The 18,255-nt window shown below is 55.5% G+C and carries 19 protein-coding genes; 13 read left to right on the top strand and 6 right to left on the bottom strand.

The window, feature by feature from the left end; translation table 11 throughout:
* Positions 1-320 precede the first annotated feature (320 nt).
* The 4 genes from WC598_RS10745 to WC598_RS10730 all read left to right on the top strand — a co-directional run bounded on the left by WC598_RS10745 (position 321) and on the right by WC598_RS10730 (position 4,412).
* The gene (locus tag WC598_RS10745) at positions 321-1,751 is read left to right on the top strand and encodes a two-component system response regulator (protein WP_372961496.1); all 1,431 of its coding nucleotides are present in this window, start codon (positions 321-323) and stop codon (positions 1,749-1,751) included.
* A gap of 139 nt (positions 1,752-1,890) precedes the next feature.
* A complete protein-coding gene (locus tag WC598_RS10740) occupies positions 1,891-2,880 on the top strand; it encodes a radical SAM protein (protein ID WP_372961495.1) in 990 nt (329 codons plus the stop codon).
* Positions 2,877-3,641, top strand: a complete 765-nt coding sequence (gene uppS / locus WC598_RS10735) for a polyprenyl diphosphate synthase (protein WP_372961494.1) — start codon at positions 2,877-2,879, stop codon at positions 3,639-3,641. Before WC598_RS10740 ends, uppS begins: the two co-directional genes overlap by 4 nt.
* 78 nt (positions 3,642-3,719) lie before the next feature.
* Entirely contained in the window at positions 3,720-4,412 is a 693-nt protein-coding gene (locus WC598_RS10730; RefSeq protein WP_372961493.1) for a hypothetical protein, read from the top strand.
* 6 nt (positions 4,413-4,418) lie between these two features.
* Here WC598_RS10730 and WC598_RS10725 read toward each other — a convergent pair whose 3' ends face one another.
* The 3 genes from WC598_RS10725 to WC598_RS10715 all read right to left on the bottom strand — a co-directional run bounded on the left by WC598_RS10725 (position 4,419) and on the right by WC598_RS10715 (position 7,817).
* The gene (locus tag WC598_RS10725) at positions 4,419-5,048 is read right to left on the bottom strand and encodes an undecaprenyl diphosphate synthase family protein (RefSeq protein WP_372961492.1); all 630 of its coding nucleotides are present in this window, start codon (positions 5,046-5,048) and stop codon (positions 4,419-4,421) included.
* Positions 5,049-5,121: 73 nt separating this feature from the next.
* Positions 5,122-7,104 carry a ferrous iron transport protein B gene (gene feoB, locus WC598_RS10720; RefSeq protein ID WP_372961491.1) on the bottom strand — a complete coding sequence of 661 codons (1,983 nt, stop codon included), beginning with the start codon at positions 7,102-7,104 and terminating at the stop codon, positions 5,122-5,124.
* Complete coding sequence (locus WC598_RS10715) at positions 7,101-7,817, bottom strand: DtxR family transcriptional regulator (RefSeq protein WP_372961490.1); 717 nt, start codon at positions 7,815-7,817, stop codon at positions 7,101-7,103. Before WC598_RS10715 ends, feoB begins: the two co-directional genes overlap by 4 nt.
* A 167-nt stretch (positions 7,818-7,984) precedes the next feature.
* On the opposite strand from WC598_RS10715, the gene WC598_RS10710 reads away from it, so the two are divergent.
* The 6 genes from WC598_RS10710 to WC598_RS10685 all read left to right on the top strand — a co-directional run bounded on the left by WC598_RS10710 (position 7,985) and on the right by WC598_RS10685 (position 12,929).
* On the top strand, positions 7,985-8,692 hold the full coding sequence (locus tag WC598_RS10710) for an RAD55 family ATPase (protein ID WP_372961489.1): 708 nt from the start codon (positions 7,985-7,987) through the stop codon (positions 8,690-8,692).
* Positions 8,689-9,852 (top strand): GTP-binding protein, encoded by a 1,164-nt coding sequence (locus WC598_RS10705; RefSeq protein WP_372961488.1) that lies wholly within the window; start codon positions 8,689-8,691, stop codon positions 9,850-9,852. Before WC598_RS10710 ends, WC598_RS10705 begins: the two co-directional genes overlap by 4 nt.
* A 53-nt stretch (positions 9,853-9,905) precedes the next feature.
* On the top strand, positions 9,906-10,655 hold the full coding sequence (gene dph5, locus WC598_RS10700; RefSeq protein WP_372961487.1) for a diphthine synthase: 750 nt from the start codon (positions 9,906-9,908) through the stop codon (positions 10,653-10,655).
* Positions 10,652-11,230: a DUF357 domain-containing protein gene (locus WC598_RS10695; RefSeq protein ID WP_372961486.1), complete on the top strand. Its 579-nt coding sequence runs from the start codon at positions 10,652-10,654 to the stop codon at positions 11,228-11,230. Before dph5 ends, WC598_RS10695 begins: the two co-directional genes overlap by 4 nt.
* 137 nt (positions 11,231-11,367) lie before the next feature.
* The gene (locus WC598_RS10690) at positions 11,368-12,390 is read left to right on the top strand and encodes a YbhN family protein (protein WP_372961485.1); all 1,023 of its coding nucleotides are present in this window, start codon (positions 11,368-11,370) and stop codon (positions 12,388-12,390) included.
* Between the two features lie 86 nt (positions 12,391-12,476).
* Positions 12,477-12,929 (top strand): bifunctional nuclease family protein, encoded by a 453-nt coding sequence (locus WC598_RS10685; protein WP_372961484.1) that lies wholly within the window; start codon positions 12,477-12,479, stop codon positions 12,927-12,929.
* A gap of 26 nt (positions 12,930-12,955) precedes the next feature.
* Here the strand turns inward: WC598_RS10685 and hisE are convergent, their stop codons facing one another.
* The 3 genes from hisE to WC598_RS10670 form a co-directional block, all read right to left on the bottom strand.
* The gene (gene hisE, locus WC598_RS10680; RefSeq protein ID WP_372961483.1) at positions 12,956-13,258 is read right to left on the bottom strand and encodes a phosphoribosyl-ATP diphosphatase; all 303 of its coding nucleotides are present in this window, start codon (positions 13,256-13,258) and stop codon (positions 12,956-12,958) included.
* A complete protein-coding gene (locus WC598_RS10675) occupies positions 13,255-13,698 on the bottom strand; it encodes a NusA-like transcription termination signal-binding factor (protein ID WP_372961482.1) in 444 nt (147 codons plus the stop codon). The genes hisE and WC598_RS10675 overlap by 4 nt, the downstream gene beginning before the upstream one ends.
* A gap of 150 nt (positions 13,699-13,848) precedes the next feature.
* Positions 13,849-14,604, bottom strand: a complete 756-nt coding sequence (locus WC598_RS10670) for an SIMPL domain-containing protein (protein WP_372961481.1) — start codon at positions 14,602-14,604, stop codon at positions 13,849-13,851.
* A gap of 202 nt (positions 14,605-14,806) precedes the next feature.
* Here WC598_RS10670 and WC598_RS10665 point away from each other — a divergent pair, with 202 nt between their 5' ends.
* Genes WC598_RS10665 through WC598_RS10655 form a run of 3 tightly spaced genes read left to right on the top strand, consistent with a single transcriptional unit; the run spans position 14,807 to position 17,719 of the window.
* Positions 14,807-16,057 (top strand): 3-isopropylmalate dehydratase large subunit, encoded by a 1,251-nt coding sequence (locus tag WC598_RS10665; RefSeq protein WP_372961480.1) that lies wholly within the window; start codon positions 14,807-14,809, stop codon positions 16,055-16,057.
* A 1-nt stretch (position 16,058) separates the two neighbouring features.
* Positions 16,059-16,613, top strand: a complete 555-nt coding sequence (locus WC598_RS10660; RefSeq protein WP_372961479.1) for a 3-isopropylmalate dehydratase small subunit — start codon at positions 16,059-16,061, stop codon at positions 16,611-16,613.
* Positions 16,601-17,719, top strand: a complete 1,119-nt coding sequence (locus WC598_RS10655) for an isocitrate/isopropylmalate dehydrogenase family protein (protein WP_372961478.1) — start codon at positions 16,601-16,603, stop codon at positions 17,717-17,719. The genes WC598_RS10660 and WC598_RS10655 overlap by 13 nt, the downstream gene beginning before the upstream one ends.
* The last annotated feature ends 536 nt before the right edge of the window (positions 17,720-18,255 follow it).

The following is an 18,255-nucleotide window of genomic DNA, read 5'->3' as shown; positions in this document are numbered from 1 at the left end:
CCAGTACTCCGTGTATGGCTTGGTTTATAAAGATAGTCGTACATTCTCCTCAAGAAGCGGCATTGAATTTGCGGGGAATGACGATACCAACAGGAATGCGATATCGCCGGACCCGCGGATTTATCAGGGGTATTAATACAAGGCACGATAACACTGCTTCTAGAGCGCGCGTTCACGGATACCTGCGAAGATTTGCATCATGGAAATACTACAAAAATCCGTTTTATCGAGCGGACAGCCGGTATTGCAAAAACTCAATCCCGCCGGCCCGGAACCAACACCCCTTCAGGAATAATGATCACCAGATACGAGAGATCCAATTGACCCAGACCGTTCTTGTTGTTGATGACAGCAGTTTCATCACCGAGGGCCTTGCATCTCTCTTAAAAAAGAATTACCGGACGATCGTCGCTTCCGGAGGCGAGATGTGTCTTGAACTCCTGAAAAAAGAGAGTCCGGATATCATCATTCTCGATATTCTCATGGAACCCATGGATGGCTGGGAGACGCTGCTGCATATCCGGGAGAACCCGGTAACCCGCTTCATCCCGGTCATCATGTTCTCGGCAAAAAAGATCAGTCCCTTCGAAGCCGAGACACCGCACCCGCATATCGATGATTATATAACAAAGCCGGTCAGCCCGAGAGATCTCCTGGAGACCATTGCAAAGGTTCTCTCGCGCAAGGAGACCTGCCGGAAAAACCTTGAGCTCTGGAGACATGCAGGACTCGATACGGAAGAGATTGAGGAATATACGCGACTCATGGCAACAATCGAGGTGGATCATGGCCTTATTGCCAACCTCCAGCAGCAGCTCGGCACGGAACGAAGGGATACACCGGTTGGGGAGATCGAGCGAACGATTGAGATGATACACTCCCGCATACAGGAAAATTCGATCCTGGCCGAAGAGATCGCACTGCGGGGGAACTCCCTGGTAACTCCTGTTGCTGAACGGGAGATCACATTGGCAGAGATCAATCCTGAAGTGTCACGAGGAGAACCCTCCGGGGAGGTGGGCCACGTATCCCAGAGGGTCATACCGGAGGAGCAGCGGACACCGCCAGCAACAAGGGAGAAACAGGAGGTTGCTGGCAGCATTCCCGTTGAGACTAAAACAACTGCACCGGCACTCATGGAGTGCCGGCTTGGTATGGGAAGTCCGGAAGGGGCGGATAAAGGTGGTCCGGATCATTCTTTTAACAACCTCACTCCCATGAGTCCAGAACGGGATACCACTGCTGGCACAATACTTTCCGCTGTCCTGGAATCCCATTCCATCCCGGTACGAGAACCGGGCGATTCCGGATCAGCGGATGCCGCTCGTAGTAACGAGACAACAACCTTCAACAATCCGCCTGCAATAACCCGTTCGGAACATCAGTCTGGAGACGAGCGGGATCCCGTACCGATTAATACCGTGGAGTCTGCACTTCCGGTGCAGTTCCCGGTCCTCCCGCAGGAGGATCATGGCAGTTTGCATCTTCCAATGCAAAAGGTGCCGACCCAGACTCAGGAACCGGTTGTGCAGCCATCACCCGTGACCAGGGAAGAACAGGGCACTCGTTCGATCAGGACAGAGCAAAAAACTAAAACTACCAGCACCGTGCACAAAGAGAAAACACCAGAGCCTCCAAAGAGCCGGGACGTGAGAAAGAGCACAACACAGGAGAAAGCGCCCTCATCCCCCGGCTTCTTTTCACGGATTATTTCAGCAATCATGCATATTTTTACCCGGTCAAAACCATAAAAACACCCATGGGTTTCCGGTCCTGCTTAAGCCGCCACGTACGGTGGAGACTTCGCAGAAGGGTTTTGAAGCCACAGGACATAATAGTACGATTACTTTTAAAACCGGTCCGGTTCCTCCGCGACCGGGGAGCACAAGAATGACACTTTCCCGCGGTTGTATCCTCTGCCACCAGGGCGCAAAACTGGTTCTCTTTGTTACGGGACGATGCCACCGCACCTGCTGGTACTGCCCACTCTCCAGCGAACGAAAAGGTACCGATACGGTATATGCAAATGATCGCCCTGTCGACATCCCAAGCCAGATAATCGAAGAGGCGGAGAACATGAGTGCGCTCGGCACCGGCGTTACCGGGGGGGAGCCGCTCCTCTGCCTCGACAAGGTGACCGCCTACTGCCGGCTGCTCAAGGAGCATTTCGGGCCGGAACACCAGATCCACCTCTACACAGGAAAAGCCCCGACCGATGAAGAGCTGGCGGCTATGCAGGGACTCGTGGACGAGATCCGGCTCCACCCGCCGCAGGAGTGCTGGGAAAAGATAGCCGAAACCGACTATATCATCTCGGCACAGCACGCAAAAGCCATGGGATTTGATATCGGGATCGAGGTGCCGGCCCTCCCCGGGCTCGAACACCTTGCAGCGGCACTGCCGTACCTGGACTTCCTCAACATCAACGAGCTCGAATGGGGGGATACCAATGCCTATGCCATGCGCGAGCGGGGATACGAGCTTGCCGACAACCTGCACAATGCCATTGAAGGAGCCAAAGGCTGGGCAGAGGAGTTATGCCGGCACGAGAAAGTCCACTGGTGCTCTTCCGCATTCAAGGATTCGGTCCAGCTCCGCGAACGCTTGAAGAGGATCGCGGAGAACACCGCCCGCCCCTTCGATGAAATCACCGAGGACGGGACCATCGTCTACGGGGTTCTGGAATTCGGCGAGGATGGGGACGCATCCGCAGAGATCCTCAAACGGGAACTCGAACCGGGGAGCTTCGAGGTCTTCAGCGACCGCATTGAACTCCCCTGGTGGATCCTCACGGAATCGTCCACAGACGTGAAGGGGAACAAGTATGTCATCGAACGCTACCCGAATGGCGGGATGATCGTGGAGCTGACACCGGTATGATCCTGCGCTCGGTGATGGAGTCCCTGTACGAGCGAATCCTCCGGATGCAGTGTACACACGTGCCAAACCATATTGCCATCATCCAGGACGGGAACCGCCGGTATGCCAAAAAAGCGGGACTCGATACGGCGAGCGGGCACCGGGCCGGGGCAGACAGGACCGAGGAGATGCTGGACTGGGCCCATGATCTCGGGATCCGGCATATCACCCTGTACACGTTCTCAACCGAGAATTTCTCCCGGAACAAAGAGGAAGTCGCCCACCTCTTTACCCTTTTCAAGGAAAAGTTCACATCCGTATTGAGAGATGAGAGGGTGACAAAATACAAGATCCGCGTCCAGATGGTCGGGGATCGCTCGCTGCTCCCGGACGACCTGCGGGAGGCGGTCAACGCAGCAGAAGAGGCAACAAAAGACTACAATGGTTTCTGCCTCAACATCGCACTTGCCTACGGGGGCAGGAACGAGATCCTCCTTGCTGCAAAAGAGATATTAGGCGAGATTGAAACAAGCCATGCAGACCCGAAAACCATTGACGTCCACACCGTTGAAGAACACCTCCACGGAGGAAGGGGCATTCCGCCGGTTGACCTGATCATCCGGACCGGGAACGACTGCCGCACGTCCAATTTCCTGCCATGGCTTGCCAACGGTCATGAGTCCACGGTATACTTCTGCGCCCCATACTGGCCACTTTTCCGGAAGATCGATCTCCTCCGGGCCATACGGATCTACGACCAGCGGATCTCTGCACGGGGATAGGGATCCCGCAGATCAGGTTGAACGGGACTAATCGGGAACTATATTTCAGTCTACGCACAGATCAACTCCTGAGCGATTATGACTGGCATACAAGACAACAACCCCGTATGGCACCGGACAACCATTCTCGTGCGGGCAGATATCCTCGAGAGTGCACGGGCGCACAAGACTGATATCAACGGAGTCTGCAACCAGGCACTCGCCGATCTTCTCAACATCGATATGCGACAGCAGCCACTTGGGTCGCTTCCGGCACCGGTGCCGGTCCTGATTGCACCGGATGGGGCACCCGAAACACCGGTCAAACCGGTCCGGGAACTCAAGACACCACAGCATCCCGTTATCAACGCCGACGATCCTTCAGCCGTAACGAACGTGAAACGGGCAAAGAAGATCCTTCCTGTCCCGATCGCAAAAGGTCCTGCCGCAGAATCTTCCGACGACAAGTCACAAACAAAACAGGAGCAAAAACCCGTCGCTGCACCCGTACTAAAGATCCCGGCAAAGCATAAGATGCCAGTGGCCGGAAAGCGGGGAAAAGAGGATGCCATAAAAAAATTCATTGCGGAAAAAGTCTTAAGAGGAGAGCCGGACGATGCCACCCTACCCAAAGATGAAATCTACGAGCTCTTTTGCCGCTGGTGCCGCGACAGGAAAATTGTTCCGGTACCCGAGCGGAGACGGTTCACTCTTGCCCTGAAAAACCAGTTCGCCCTTGCGGAGAAGACGGTGAACAGTGTGCCCTGCTGGCTGAATATAAGGATAAAATAACCATTTTTACCTGCCGAACCGGCGGATACGGGACTGGTAATCCCGTAAAATCCGGAGGAAATCCACCTTCCGGAAAAAATTCCAGTTCACATCGGAGAAGAAGAGTTCTGAATAAACCGACTGCCAGATGAGGAAATCGGTTAAGTGGTCCCCGCCGCTCTTGACCACAATATCAGGGGTGTATTTAAAGGTAAGATAGGATTCGAGCAGTTTCTCGTCCACCGATTCAGGGGAGACCTTATCCAGAGCCATCCGCCGGATGCATTCGGCGATCTCCTCCCTCCCGCTCTTGCCAACGGCAACGACCACATCCATACCGGAGCCAGAAATCTCCTCCCGGTCGCCTACATGGAGAACCAGTCGGGCGATCGTGGCAATTTTCCGGATTTCGTCAAGGTAGGGCTCCATAGTCTCCGGGGAATCGGTTGCAATATGGAACGTTATGCCCTGGATTGCAGGCTGCCCGGCGGGATTCTGTTTTACCACTGCCATGGAGATTTCAGTGCACCACTGGGTAATCCGGTACAGGTTATCCGGTGCATCCGCCATGTCCTCGCCGCTTATCATGAAACACACATGGCCCGGCAGGTCATGGAGCTGCCGCAGGAGCATCTGCTCGTAAAGCCAGTAGATCATCGCACTCCCACTATTGGGGGTCCAAGTAAAAATTCTTGGGGGTTAAAAAGGGGTTCACGAAAGAGCCGCATTCCTACATAAAAAGACCCAGCAACCGGAACGCAATCGCCCCAAACGCAATGGCAAGTGCGGTCTCAAGAGCTGTAATGGCGAGGGCCTGTTTCCAGCTGAACTCTTTTGCCAGGGCAAGAATCGTTGAGATGCAGGGGGCATACAGCATGGCCACAAGCCCGAAAACGATGAGCTGGACCGGTGTCATGATGGTAGAAAAAACCGTTGTGCCAAAGAGCGCTGCAAGGGCGAGGATGGTCATCTCTTTCCGGATGATGCCAAACACGAACACCACGCCGGTCATTACGGGAAGGCCGAGAAGAATGACCGTAATCGGGGAGAGGATTGTATTGATCGGTTCAAGGAAGCCCGCAGCAAACGCAGCCGTGATCGCGATGCTGCCGATGATGTAGGCAGGAAGGACGATCCAGATGAGCGACTTGGTCCGCTGCCAGGTCTGGCCAAGGACAATGGGTACAGAAGGAACATGGTAATCGGGCATCTCCATGATCATCCCGACGGATTCGCCGGGCAGGAGACGGAACGCAAGGCGTCCAAGGACAACGATCAGGATGAAGGCAAAGAGGTAGAGGGCCAGCGCCCACCAGACATTCACGAAGAGCGCCACAACTCCGAGGATGACGATGGTCCGGGCCGAGCAGGGCACAAGCGTGACTAAGAATGCTGCAAGGAACTTCTGCTTGGGCGACTCGATGATCCGACAGGAGAGGCAGGCCGGGACAGTGCACCCGAAGCCAAGGACAAGCGGGATGATGGCCTTGCCATGCAGGCCCATCTTGTGCATCCCCTGGTCGAGCATCAGCGAGAAGCGGGTGAGAAATCCTGAATCCTCGATGAGCGCAAGGAAGAGATAGAACGGGATCACGTAAGGGAGGATCAGCGTGAGGGCTGCCACGAATCCGGTCCAGGCGCCGTTGATGATGACATCGACAACCGTGCCCTTTACCAGCGGCTGGACCGGGGCGATACCGGAGAGGAACGCCGTGAGGAGTTCTGACAGCCATGCGCCGACAATGAACGTCCAGACAAGGAGACCGCCTATCACCATGATCAGGAGGATATACCCGATCAGCGGGTGGAGGGCCAGCCGGTCGATCCGTTCGGTCAGCGACAGCTCGTTCTCATTCTGCGGGCGGATCTCCATCACTTCCGCTACCAGCTGTTCTGCCACATGGTACCGTTCACTGCTCATGACGGTAGCAGCAGGTTCCCCGTGAATCCGCTCCAGTTCCTGCCGGAAAGCCCCGGCTGCAGCAACCGCATCCGGGGCCAGTTTCTTTGCCTCCCATATTGTGTCCGAATCCGACTCAAGGAGTTTGATTGCGGTCCAGCGGGGAGGGTAGCCCCCGACACCTGCGGGGAAGAGGGCCATGATCTTCTGAATCCGGTCTTCGACTTCCTTGCCGTACGGCATGGTATGAGGTTTTGGCCGGGTCACTATGGCCGAGAGGATCGCATCCGAGAGATCCGCAATACCTTTTCCCTGGATCGCAATCGTAGGGATGACCGGGATACCAAGAAGACCGGAGAGTTTCCGGAGATCGATGGCTATGCCCTTTTTTGTGGCAAGATCCATCTGGTTGACGGCAAGGATCATGGGACTTTCGAGTTCAGAGAGCTGGAGGGTAAAGAAGAGGTTCCGCTCAAGGGCAGAGGCATCGAGCACGTTGACCACCACGTCAGGGTGATCGTGGGCGATGAACTCACGGGATACCTGCTCTTCAGTGGACAGGGCAGTTATAGAGTAAATTCCCGGAAGATCGATCACCCGGATCCGCTGGCCACGATACTGAAGGAGCCCCTCGGCCCGCTCAACGGTCTTGCCCGGCCAGTTGCCGATGTCCTGGTCAACACCGGTGAGCTGGTTGAACATCGCGCTCTTGCCCACATTCGCATTCCCTGCAAGAGCTACAACATACTCCTCCTTTCGTTCCGGGAGCGATACCGGGATCTGGCATCCGCTGCAGTTGTTGCAGCCATTCATCCCGTCGTCTCCTTACAGGCCGTGACAAAGATATGATCGGCAATGGCATGGTCGATGGCAAGTTTTGTCTTCCGGACCGCGATCTCAACCGGCCCGAGCATGGGAGCTTTCCGGATCAGCTGGATCTCGGTGTGCAGGGTAAGACCAAGGTCGGTTAAGCGCTGGACTACGCTGTTGTCTCCACGGATGAACGCAATAGTACCTTTCTGGCCGGGCGCAAGGGTGGTGACCGGGAGAAGAGGTTCATCACGGGTGCAGGAGGAAACAGTTCCTTCTCCCTCAAGACAGGAAGAGCAGCTCTCGACCTGGCGGTTACAGGCTTCGATCAGGCTGCCGTGGGGGCACCGGGCCGGGGCTTTGAGCAGTTTGCAGAGGGCACATTCCGTCTCGTCGGAAAGGGTGTGTTCCATCTTGCAGGCCTCGTCATGCACATTCTCCTGGTTGATGTGAAGAACATCCGTTAGGAAAACCTCAAGAAGCCGGTGGCGGCGTTTGACCTTCTGCGCCATCTCCCGGCCCAGATCCGTCAGCTTTGCACCCTTGTAGGGTTCGTAATGGACAAACCCTTTCTCCGAGAGCACCTGGAGCGCCTCAGTGACACTGGCCGGTGCAACTTTCAGGCATTTCGCAATCGCGGAGGTCTTGGCAATTCCGTCAATGGTCTCGATATCCAGAATGCTTTCAAGGTATTCTTCCAGCTGCTCGGAGGTCATGTGATTAGATTTAGGGTCGCCTAAATAAATAGATTTCGGGAAACCTAAATCTGCGAGGGTGACCCACCAGGTTGCCGAAGTAAAAATACCTTGATCATCACGACGCGATCCTGGCGTTTACTGATAGGAGAGATTATAAGCATTCTCATGAAATGATCAAGCAATAGATGTATAATTATAAGACAGGAATTGAGCAGATCGATAGCGTATGCGGAGGATTTGAGGCGGGGACAAATATCCTCATCCTTGCCCCCCCGATGAGCTATGCCGATCAGCTTGCCTATGCACTCATCAAACCGCTGCAGGGCGAATATTCCATTGTCCTTTCCACCAATGAGCGTGCAGCCGAAGTGGTGGACTATTTCAAGGTTGCCGGGGCCGACAAGCGGTTCGTCGGGGTGATCGATGCCATCACCAAGAGCTCAACCCCGAGCATTGCCGACACAACCCGGCTGATGTTTGTCTCAAGCCCCACCGATCTCACAGGTATCGGGATCAAGTTCTCCAACATGATAGAGACCATCTTCGAAGGAGATTTTTCTGATGGCGAGCCTGGCCTTTTTCCCCCGCCGGTCCGGTTCTGCGTGAACTCGATCTCGACCCTCCTCATGTACCGCAGGCTCGAAGTGCTCTATCAGTTCCTTCACGTCCTGACAGCAAAACTCAAGAAGATCGAAGGAGTCGGCATCTATCTCCTCAACAGCGAGTCGTTTGACGAGAAGACCCTCTCCTTAATCAAGCAGCTGATGAACTGTGTCATCGAAGTGAAGATGGAGAACAATATCACCTACTTACGGATCATGGGCATACGGGGAGTTACCGGGGAGTGGCTCAAGTTCACGGTAACCAAAGGACAGGTGGTCATACTGCCATGATCCCCACCGGTATGCATGCCCTGGACGAGATGCTGGGGGGCGGGATCCCCGGGGACAGCAGGGTCCTCTACAGCATGGAGCCCGGGGTCAACGGCCAGCTCTTCATGATCTCGACCCTCTCCGCCGCACTCAAAAAAGGTATGACCTGCCTCGTCATCCTGCCCAATACCACGGTCGATGCGTTCCGGCATGATGCAATCACCCTGCAGGGGGACCAGAAAGCCCTCAGTTCAGACAAACTGGCCTTCATCGATGCAATTGACCGGGAGAGGATCCAGAAAGGTGCAGCATCACGGGACGCAGAAGCCCGTGACTGGAAAGCCCGGATCCAGAAGGTCTGCCGGGAATCCGGGGTCGATGTTATCTTTGCATACTTCGATCTCCTGTACGAGGAGTTCGGCCTCGAGACCGGCCTCAGCATCCTGGAATCAGCCCGGCAGGACAGGAAGACAACGCTCATCCTGGAGCACCTCAACCTTGAAGGAGCCCCGCTCGTGGACCGGTTTATCCATGAACACTCGTTCGATCTCGTCCTGACAATACGGTCTTCATCCCATCCCCTCCCCCAGTTCAGTTACTTTACCCTCCTCCATACCTCCTGGGCACCGCTGCCGGTCCGGTCAATCCCCTTTTCAGTCAGCGAAGGAAAGGTCATCCTCTACACCCCCAAGATTGTCGTAACCGGGCCGGAACACTCAGGGAAGACCACCTTCGTCTCCCATGCATCCGCAGCAGATCAGGAAACAACCCGGGCCGGAGTACCTAAAGAGACCGCCACCGGTACCATGGATTTCGGGCGGCTGCGCTGGAAAAACTTCGATATCACGCTCTACGGGACGCCCGGGCAGACAGAGTTCGATCCCCAGATCATGCCCACGCTCCGGCATGCCATGGGGGTCGTCATCGTGATCGATGCCGCAGATCAGGACATGTTCCCGCGTGCAAAATACCTTGCAGGACTCGTTGCAAAACAGCGGATCCCGTTTGTGATTGCTGCAAACCGGAAAGATCCGCACAAAGTCATAGCCGAGAGCGTGATCCGAAACGCGCTCGCGCTTCCCCGGGAGATCCCGCTCTATTACATCTCGGCAACGGAAAGGTCCGATGTTTCCCGGGTCCTTGAATCCCTGGTCGATTATATCACCAGGATTTCTTCCTGAACGTGCCAGGGACGGTACAGGAATCATCGGTAACAATGGAATTACGGTATACTATGTTGACCTTTGTTGGCCTCGGGCTTTTTGACAGGACTGATATCTCGGAGAAAGGCCTCCGGTGCATCAGGGACGCGGATCACGTCTTCCTGGAATGCTACACCTCGCTTCTTATAGGATCATCGCGGGAAGAACTCGAAGAGTACTATGGAAAGCCGGTGCAACCCCTCTATCGGGAAGATGTGGAACAGCATCCCGATGAACTGCTCCGGCTTGCCGAGAAGGAAAGCGTAGCATTCCTGTGCGCCGGCGACCCCATGGTTTCCACAACCCATGCGGATCTCCGTCTGCGGGCAGGAGCCCGGGGGATCAGGACAGCCATCATCCATGGAGCCTCCATCTCCAGTGCCGTCTGCGGCCTTTCCGGACTCCAGAATTACCGGTTCGGCAAATCCTGCTCCCTCCCCTTCCCGCAGAAGAACTGGTTCCCGACAACCCCGTTTGAGGTTGTTGCAAAAAACCTTGCACAGAACCTGCACACCATCGTGTACCTCGACATCCAGAACGAGCGGTACATGACCGTTCCGGAAGCAGTTGCCCTGCTCGATCAGATGGCTGCCCGGAATGGGACGACTATTCCCCTCTATGTCGGGATCGCCCGGGCGGGATCGGATACCCCCATTGTCCGGGCCGGTACGGGAAGCACCCTTGCATCGGCCGAGTTCGGTCCGCCCCTCCACATACTCATTGTGCCCGCAGGACTCCACGATATGGAGCGGGAATACCTGGAGATGTTTGCGGGATTATGAAGATCGCGGAATGCCAGGCCGTCCTTGCAGAGACCATCTCGCTCTCCCGCGTTACGGGACCGGAAGATACCCCGGTTGGCCGGGCGGGAGCCGCCATCCTCCTGATGGCCAGATCCTACGAGAGCGACGGCCGGGGATTCTCTGCAGGGGGGGACCCGGTCAATGCCCTTGCAAGTTTCTGGTATGCATCCGGCTGGCTCCATTTTGGTATATCGTATGGTCTCATAACCTGCAGGAGTAATGCAGTTCCCTGTGTATTCGAAGGGCCGTTCGGGCAGATCCCTTCCGGGCAGTCGGAAAAACTTGCAGAGAAAACCGGCCGGTATGCCCGGTTGCTCGATACCGCCCGGTCATCCGTGCGGTGTGCTCCCGAAAAAACTACTCCCGCCCATACCTTTGCCGGGAAGGTGCTGTGCATAGCAGGCATCTATTCAGGATACGGGGCCCTCAACAGGGCAGAAGGCGACCCCGAGAAGGCTCTTGCCTGTTTCAGTTACGGGCACGGGTGGCTGGATGCCGGTGTAACTGCAGGACTCTTCTCGATCACTGCCAACCGGGATATCTTCACGGTGTAGACTCCCATTACCTTTTTTGGATAAAGGCGGGGCTGAAACGGCGGTTTTTTCGGAATAAAATTGTTTATACTATGCCCAATAATCTGTAAAGGTAATAACCCCGGAGTAGCGTCTCCTCGTTTTTGTGTGAGGAAATCATGGAGAAGTCGCAGGTCAAATGGCTCTATATTTCTGTCGGGTTCTCCCTTGCAGTCCTGATAATCATCCTCTACTTCACCATCAATGAAAATACCCTCTCATACCTTCAGAAGATCAATCCCTGGTTCCTCCTTCTCGCATTTCTCACCCACATCCTCACCATGTGTTTCTGGGCGTGGCGGGTGCAGAAGATGTCGGGTTCCCTCGGGTACCGGATCGGGTTCTTCTACAGCCTCAACCTGGTCTTTGCCAACCTGCTCGCCGCTGCCGTAACCCCGGCACAGACCGGCGGGGAACCGGTCCGGATCCACGAGCTCTACAAAGCCAATGTCCCCATCGGAGACGCAACAGCAGTCGTCATCATGGAGCGGGTGCTTGACGGCATCGCCCTTGCAGCCCTTGCCGCGTTTGCCATGATCGTCCTGACCGAGCAGTGGAAGAGTCTCGGCGCCATCTCGGAGATCATGGTCTACGTCACCTGGGTCTTCGTTGCCGGCTGCCTCTTCCTCTTCTATCTCGCCATCAGGAGGCCGGATATCATAAAACGGGTCGTGACCCGGTGTGCACGCTTCTTTACCAAGAAGTGGGAAGAGGCAAGGGTTGAGGAACTTCTCATCCGGGCAGACAAGGAGATCGACAACTTCCAGTTAGCAGTAGTCAAGTTTGTCAAAAGCTCCAAAGGCGGGCTTCTCTGGGGCATGCTCTTTACCCTCCTCTACTGGGTCTCGGAGATCGTAACCGCATCCCTCATCCTGATGGGGCTCGGGCAGCCCCCCCTGTTCCTCGAATCCTTCGTTATCCAGCTCATCCTCGCCATCCTGATGATGATCCCGCTCACCCCCGGGAGTTCGGGTATCGCAGAAGTCGGGGCGACTACGATGTACGCTCTCTTCATCCCGGCGTCAATCGTCGGCATCTTTGTCGTGATCTGGCGGATCGTCCTCTATTACTTCAATATCGCCCTTGGCATCCTTTCGAGCATCATCATCGTTCGAAGGGAAGCAAAAAAGGCCGTTGAATAGCCGGATTATTCCGGTGTCAATGATTACGGGGTTGTGCCCCGCCACCTGAACTCTTATCAATAAGGACAGCAATCTCTCTGCACGGCATGACGCAGGTCAGGTGCGAGGTTAAGGGGGTATTTGTCGCAACAGGAAAGACAACGACCGTGCCCCTGGTAGTGCTCTCGGATGGCAGCAACCGAATGCTGCCCATTTTTATCGGCATCTGGGAGGCGATCTCCATCAACATCGCAAAGAACCGGGAGGTTTCCCCCCGGCCGTTCACCCACGATCTCTTCCTCGATCTCTGCGGGAAATTCTCCATCACTTTCCGGTTCCTCCAGATCGATTCCCTGGAAGACGGGGTATACTATGCCCAGCTGGTTCTTTCCCGCGATCAGCACGAAGAGTACCTGGACTGCCGGCCAAGCGACGGGATTGCCCTTGCCCTCCGCAGCGATATCCCGATCTTCGTGGACGAAGCGGTGCTTGCCGCAGCCGGGCAGAGCCAGGAGAATTTCCCGGCCATGGTGGACCTCACCACGTTCATGCAAAAATAAATGAAAAAAAACAGGGGGATTACCGGTTATTTGCGCCGGTGTTCGAGTTCCCGCAGAACATCGGCAAGGTCCACGCCTGCGGCCCTGAGGGCAACGAGCAGGTGGAAGAGGAGATCCGCGGTCTCCTCGACGGTTCGTTCGTTCACCCCGTTCTTCACCGCAAGGATGAACTCGGTTGATTCCTCACCTACTTTTTCGAGCACCTTGTCGATCCCCTTTTTGTCATTCAGAAGACGCGAGGTGTAGGATTCCTCATTCGGGTGGGCGGCCCGCTCGCAGATGACCGACCAGAGATCCCCAATCACCCGGGGGTCGACCGGTGCGGTCATGCTGCCACCTGAGGGAGGAGAACTTCGCCCACCTCAAGGTCAAAAAACCGCCGGCAAAGGATGCGCGCTTTCTCGATATTGCAGCCGGCCTTCCCGATGGCAATTCCAAGGTCGCTCCGCTGCCGGACAAGGACATTCACCGGCCCCCCTTCCCCGCTGCGGTCAACGCCCACGACTTCGGCCGGCTTGAAGATATTGGCAATAAAAGCGTCCGGGGCTTCGGCGTACTCCACCATCTCGATACGCTTCCCGAGCACATTCTGGAGGCGCTTGATGTTCTCACCTTTCTTCCCTATGGCCAGCCCCATGTCGCCTGGCCGGATCACGTAGATGATCCGGTCGAACCGGTCGTCGATCACGCAATCGAGAGCGGTGGATTTGGTCAGGATGCGCAACTCTTCGATATATCTTCGCTCTTTAAAGCCGATATTTCGTTCCATTTGAAAATCAATCCTATTGTATCCGCGAATTAGTGGTATTCGAAATTTGGTACGGAATTAAAATCCGGTACTTCCGGATGCAACGCTGTGATTAAAGAAACTATCACACGCTGCACAGGTAAAAAAGTTGTGAATGGTTGAGGGAGGAAATCATCGGATGGTGTACGTGATGGTCACTGAGGCAGTGACCGTCACATCGCCCGGCTGGATGGGGGTTGGGACCGCTGCCGCCTTCATTGCCGCACCGGTGTCGTACTGGTAGTTCTGGTAGAGTACCGGGGAGTAACCGCCGGAGATATCAGCATTTTTCACACCGGTGATGTTCACACCCATAGCGGCTGCAACAGTGTCGGCATCGGCCTTGGCGCGGGTGACGGCTTTCTGGAGAGCCTGGGTCCTGAGCACCTGCGACTGCTCGTCCGAGAGCATGAACTGGATGCTGTCAGCCTGGTTGATGCCGTTTGCTACGGCAACATCGATGACATCGCCGGTCTTGCTCACATCATGGAGCGTTACGGTTAAGGTGTTGGTCACCCGGTAGGTCTTCACTTTCTGTTCGAGGATGGACTTGCTCTCCTCGTACACCGGGTAGATGTTGTAGCCGGTGGTCTTGAGGGCATCCCTTGGAATGCCGGAGGTGACGAGGGCGTTGATGACATTGTTCATCTTCAGGGCGTTTTCAGACTGGGCGATCTTTACATCAGCGTTCTCGGTCTGGACCGAGAACGTGATCTGTGCCCGGTCGGGAGTGCCGATAATATTGCCGGTACCGGTGGCATGGATCACATTGGCGTTACTGGTATCTTCCACGGCTGCTGCACAGCCGACGAGCGCCATCGCAATGACTGCGACAGCAACCATACAGAGAGAGAGTCTTCGTATCATGGTTGTCATGAGATCTTGCATGGAAAGGGGGTTAAAGATTACTTTAACTGCGAAAATACTGGCAGTTATCCAAAAAAATGCCAATTATGTGCAAAACCGTCATGTCCATAGTTCCTGCAGACCCGGCATATGACAGAGCACAAGTGCACCAGAATATAAAGGGCAACCAACAGGCCCCCAAACAACAATATCCCACAGAACGAATAGTGTACGCGATTCAAGCATGGGAGCGACAATCGTAGAGAAGATATTCTCACGGAAATGTGGCAGGGAAGTCCGGGCAGGCGAAATGGTCATGGCCCCGCTTGACGGGACGATGATCCACGATATCACCGGCCCGCTTGCCATCCAGAAGTTCTACGAGATGGGCGGGAAAAAAGTCTATGACCCGGAGCGCATCATCCTCCTCTTTGACCACCAGATTCCCGCAGACTCCATCGAAGCTGCAACCAACCAGGTCTACATGCGGAAGTTTGCCGAGGAGCAGGACATCCACAACTACGACATCAACGAAGGAGTCTGCCACCAGGTGACCATCGAGAAGGGACGGGCAGCACCGGGCGATATCGTTGTCGGAGCGGATTCCCATACCTGCATGTATGGTGCCACCGGGGCATTTGCCACCGGTATCGGGTCAACAGACATGGGCTTTGCCTTAAAATTCGGCGCCCTCTACTTCAAAGTGCCGGAAACGATCCGGGCCGAGGTATCGGGAAAGTTCCAGAAACGCGTAGGGGCAAAGGACCTGATCCTCTCGATAGCAGCCGATATCGGGGCAGACGGGGCAACCTACAAGGCAATCCAGTTCACCGGTAAGACCATCTCGAAGATGGACATGGCAGGGCGCATGACACTCTGCAACATGGCAATAGAGATGGGAGCAAAGGCCGGCATTGTTGCACCCGACAAGGTGACCTGGGAGTACATGAAGGGGCGGCGGAAGATGAAATCCTTCGACCTGGACAGCGACCCGGACGCAAACTATGCTGAGAAGCGGTCCTACAATGTCTCTGACCTCGAACCAACGGTTGCCATTCCCCACAACGTGGATACCGGTGTCCCGGTTGGCAAGGTTGCCGGCACCCATGTGGACCAGGTTTTCATTGGCTCGTGCACGAACGGGCGGTTTGAGGACCTCGAAGAGGCTGCCGAGGTGCTCGGGAAGAAGAAGTTCAACCCGAAGATCCGGGTCATCATCATCCCGGCGTCGCGGGACGAGTATCTCAAGACGCTCAGGGCTGGTCTTATCGAGAAGTTCGTGAAAGCCGGGGCCCTTGTGGAAGCTCCCTGCTGCGGACCCTGCATGGGCGGGGCATTCGGCCTCATTGCCCCCGGCGAGGTCTCGCTCTCGACATCGAACCGGAACTTCAAGGGGCGGCAGGGTAGCACGGAGGGCAAAGTGTACCTCTGCTCACCGGCAACTGCCGCGGCGAGCGCGATCACGGGCGAGATCACCGACCCGCGGGAGGTCTGACATGGCATCAAAGAAAACCGTGCAGGTAAAGAAAGTGATCCTCGAAAAATCTCCCGTCCTGGCAAACGGGCGGACATGGAAATTCGGGGACGATATTGATACCGATGCCATCATCCCGGGGCGGTTCCTCACCCTCAACAACCCGGATGAGCTTGCAAAGCATGCCTTTGAGGGAACCCGGGACGAGTTTGCAAAGAACGTGAAGGAGGGCGATGTCATTGTCGGGGGCCGGAACTTCGGCTGCGGCTCCTCCCGCGAACACGCCCCGCTCGCTCTCATCGGGGCCGGTGTAAAAGTCGTTATCGCCCGCTCGTTTGCCCGGATCTTCTTCCGGAACTCGGTGAACGTGGGGGTTCTCCCTGTGGTCTGCCCGGATGCCGACAAGATTCCTGATGGGGAAAAGATTGTCCTGAAGATCAAGGAGGGGTACCTTGAGGCGGATGGGAAGAAGTTTGCCATCGAGCCAGTACCGGAGTTCATGCAGGGCATCATCGATGCCGGCGGGCTTGTCGAATATGCAAAGAACATAAAGGAGATACCGACATGTACAAGATAGCGTCAATCGGCGGAGACGGGATCGGCCCGGAGATCGTATCCGAGGGAAAGAAAGTCCTCGAAGCTGCCGGGGAGAAATACAACTTCGACATCCAGTGGACGGACTTCGATATCGGGGCAGACCGGTATCTTGCAACCAGGAAACTGGTCACCGAGGATGACTTAAAGGAACTCAAAAAGTTCAAGACAATCTACTTCGGCTCCATAGGAGACGACCGGGTGAAACCCGGTATCCTCGAGAAGGGGATCCTTCTCGCACTCCGCTTCCACTTCGACCAGTACGTCAACCTCCGGCCGATAAAACTCCTCCACGGGGTCGAGACTCCCCTCGCCGGGAAAGGGCCAAAGGACATCGACTTTGTTGTCGTCCGCGAGAATACCGAGGACTTCTACGTGGGCATCGGCTCCCGGTTCAAGAAACACCAGAAGAACGAGCTTGACGTGGTCCGCGACCTCTACAGCGTGAAGTTCGGCCTCGACGTCACAAGCGATGCAGAAGAGATCGCGTACCAGATAGGCGTCATCACCCGCGAAGGTTCCCGCCGGGTCCAGACCTACGCGTTTGACCTTGCCATGCAGAGGAACAAGAAACTCACCTCAGTGGACAAGGCCAACGTCCTCTCGGATGTGTACGGCCTCTGGCGGGACGTGTTCAATGAGACCGCAAAGAAGTACCCCGAGGTCAAGACCGAGTTCAACTTTGTAGACGCGGTCACCATGTGGTTTGTCAAGAACCCGGAGTGGTTCGATGTCGTGGTCACGCCCAACATGTTCGGAGACATCATCACCGATCTCGGCGCCATGATCCAGGGCGGCCTCGGCCTCGCCCCGGGCGGCAACATCAACCCGAAGGGCACCTCGATGTTCGAGCCTATCCACGGCTCGGCCCCGAAATACAAGGGCATGGACGTTGCAAACCCCATTGCCACCATCTGGGCCGGCTCGCTCCTGCTCGATCACCTTGGTGAGCACGAGGCTGCCGACGCGATCGTCAAGGCGATCGAGAAGAGCATCAAGGACGGCATTGTCACCAAAGACCTTGGCGGGACTGCGGGCACGGCAAAGGCCGGGGCGTATATCACCGAATGCGTAAAGAAAGGGAAATAATTCTCCTGCTTCACTCTTTTTAACCCCATATGGGCATTCTGATCATTTGCCCAGGTATTCGTTGTGTGTGGAGAACCCCCTACCTGTTTACTCTGTACATACACCGGATAAGTTTTTCCCGCCATAATCACAGCGGGTTCATGGTCCAAAGCCGTGCTGGGGTCGGAGGAGATATTTCCATGCCATAATACGCGGGCGATTCACCAATTTCAGCAGCGGATTTTTTTCTCATTTGGATCGTGTCGCAAGCCGGTCATATACACTTTTATCCTATCCGACCCCCCAGAACATTGGTTCAAGTTTTTAGGAAAAAAACCGTTTTTACGTCAGAGAATATGGAAAACAGCGTTCTGTCTGTATGGGGGGGTCGGATGTGGCAAAAATGTCGCAGACAGTGGGGGGCAGGGATCAGTACTTCTCTAAATTTTCCTCCATGAATTTTGGATAGTCATCAATTCTCTCAACCTCCGATCAACCGAGTGATCGAAGAACCGAAACAAACGAAACAAATTTGAGTTTTTTCCGAATCCCTTCCC

It is taken from the genome of Methanoregula sp. (genome assembly GCF_041645475.1).
Taxonomy (GTDB): domain Archaea; phylum Halobacteriota; class Methanomicrobia; order Methanomicrobiales; family Methanospirillaceae; genus Methanoregula.
The sequence above is the reverse complement of the archived record's forward strand: the minus strand, read 5'-3'. Positions and strand labels throughout refer to the sequence as shown.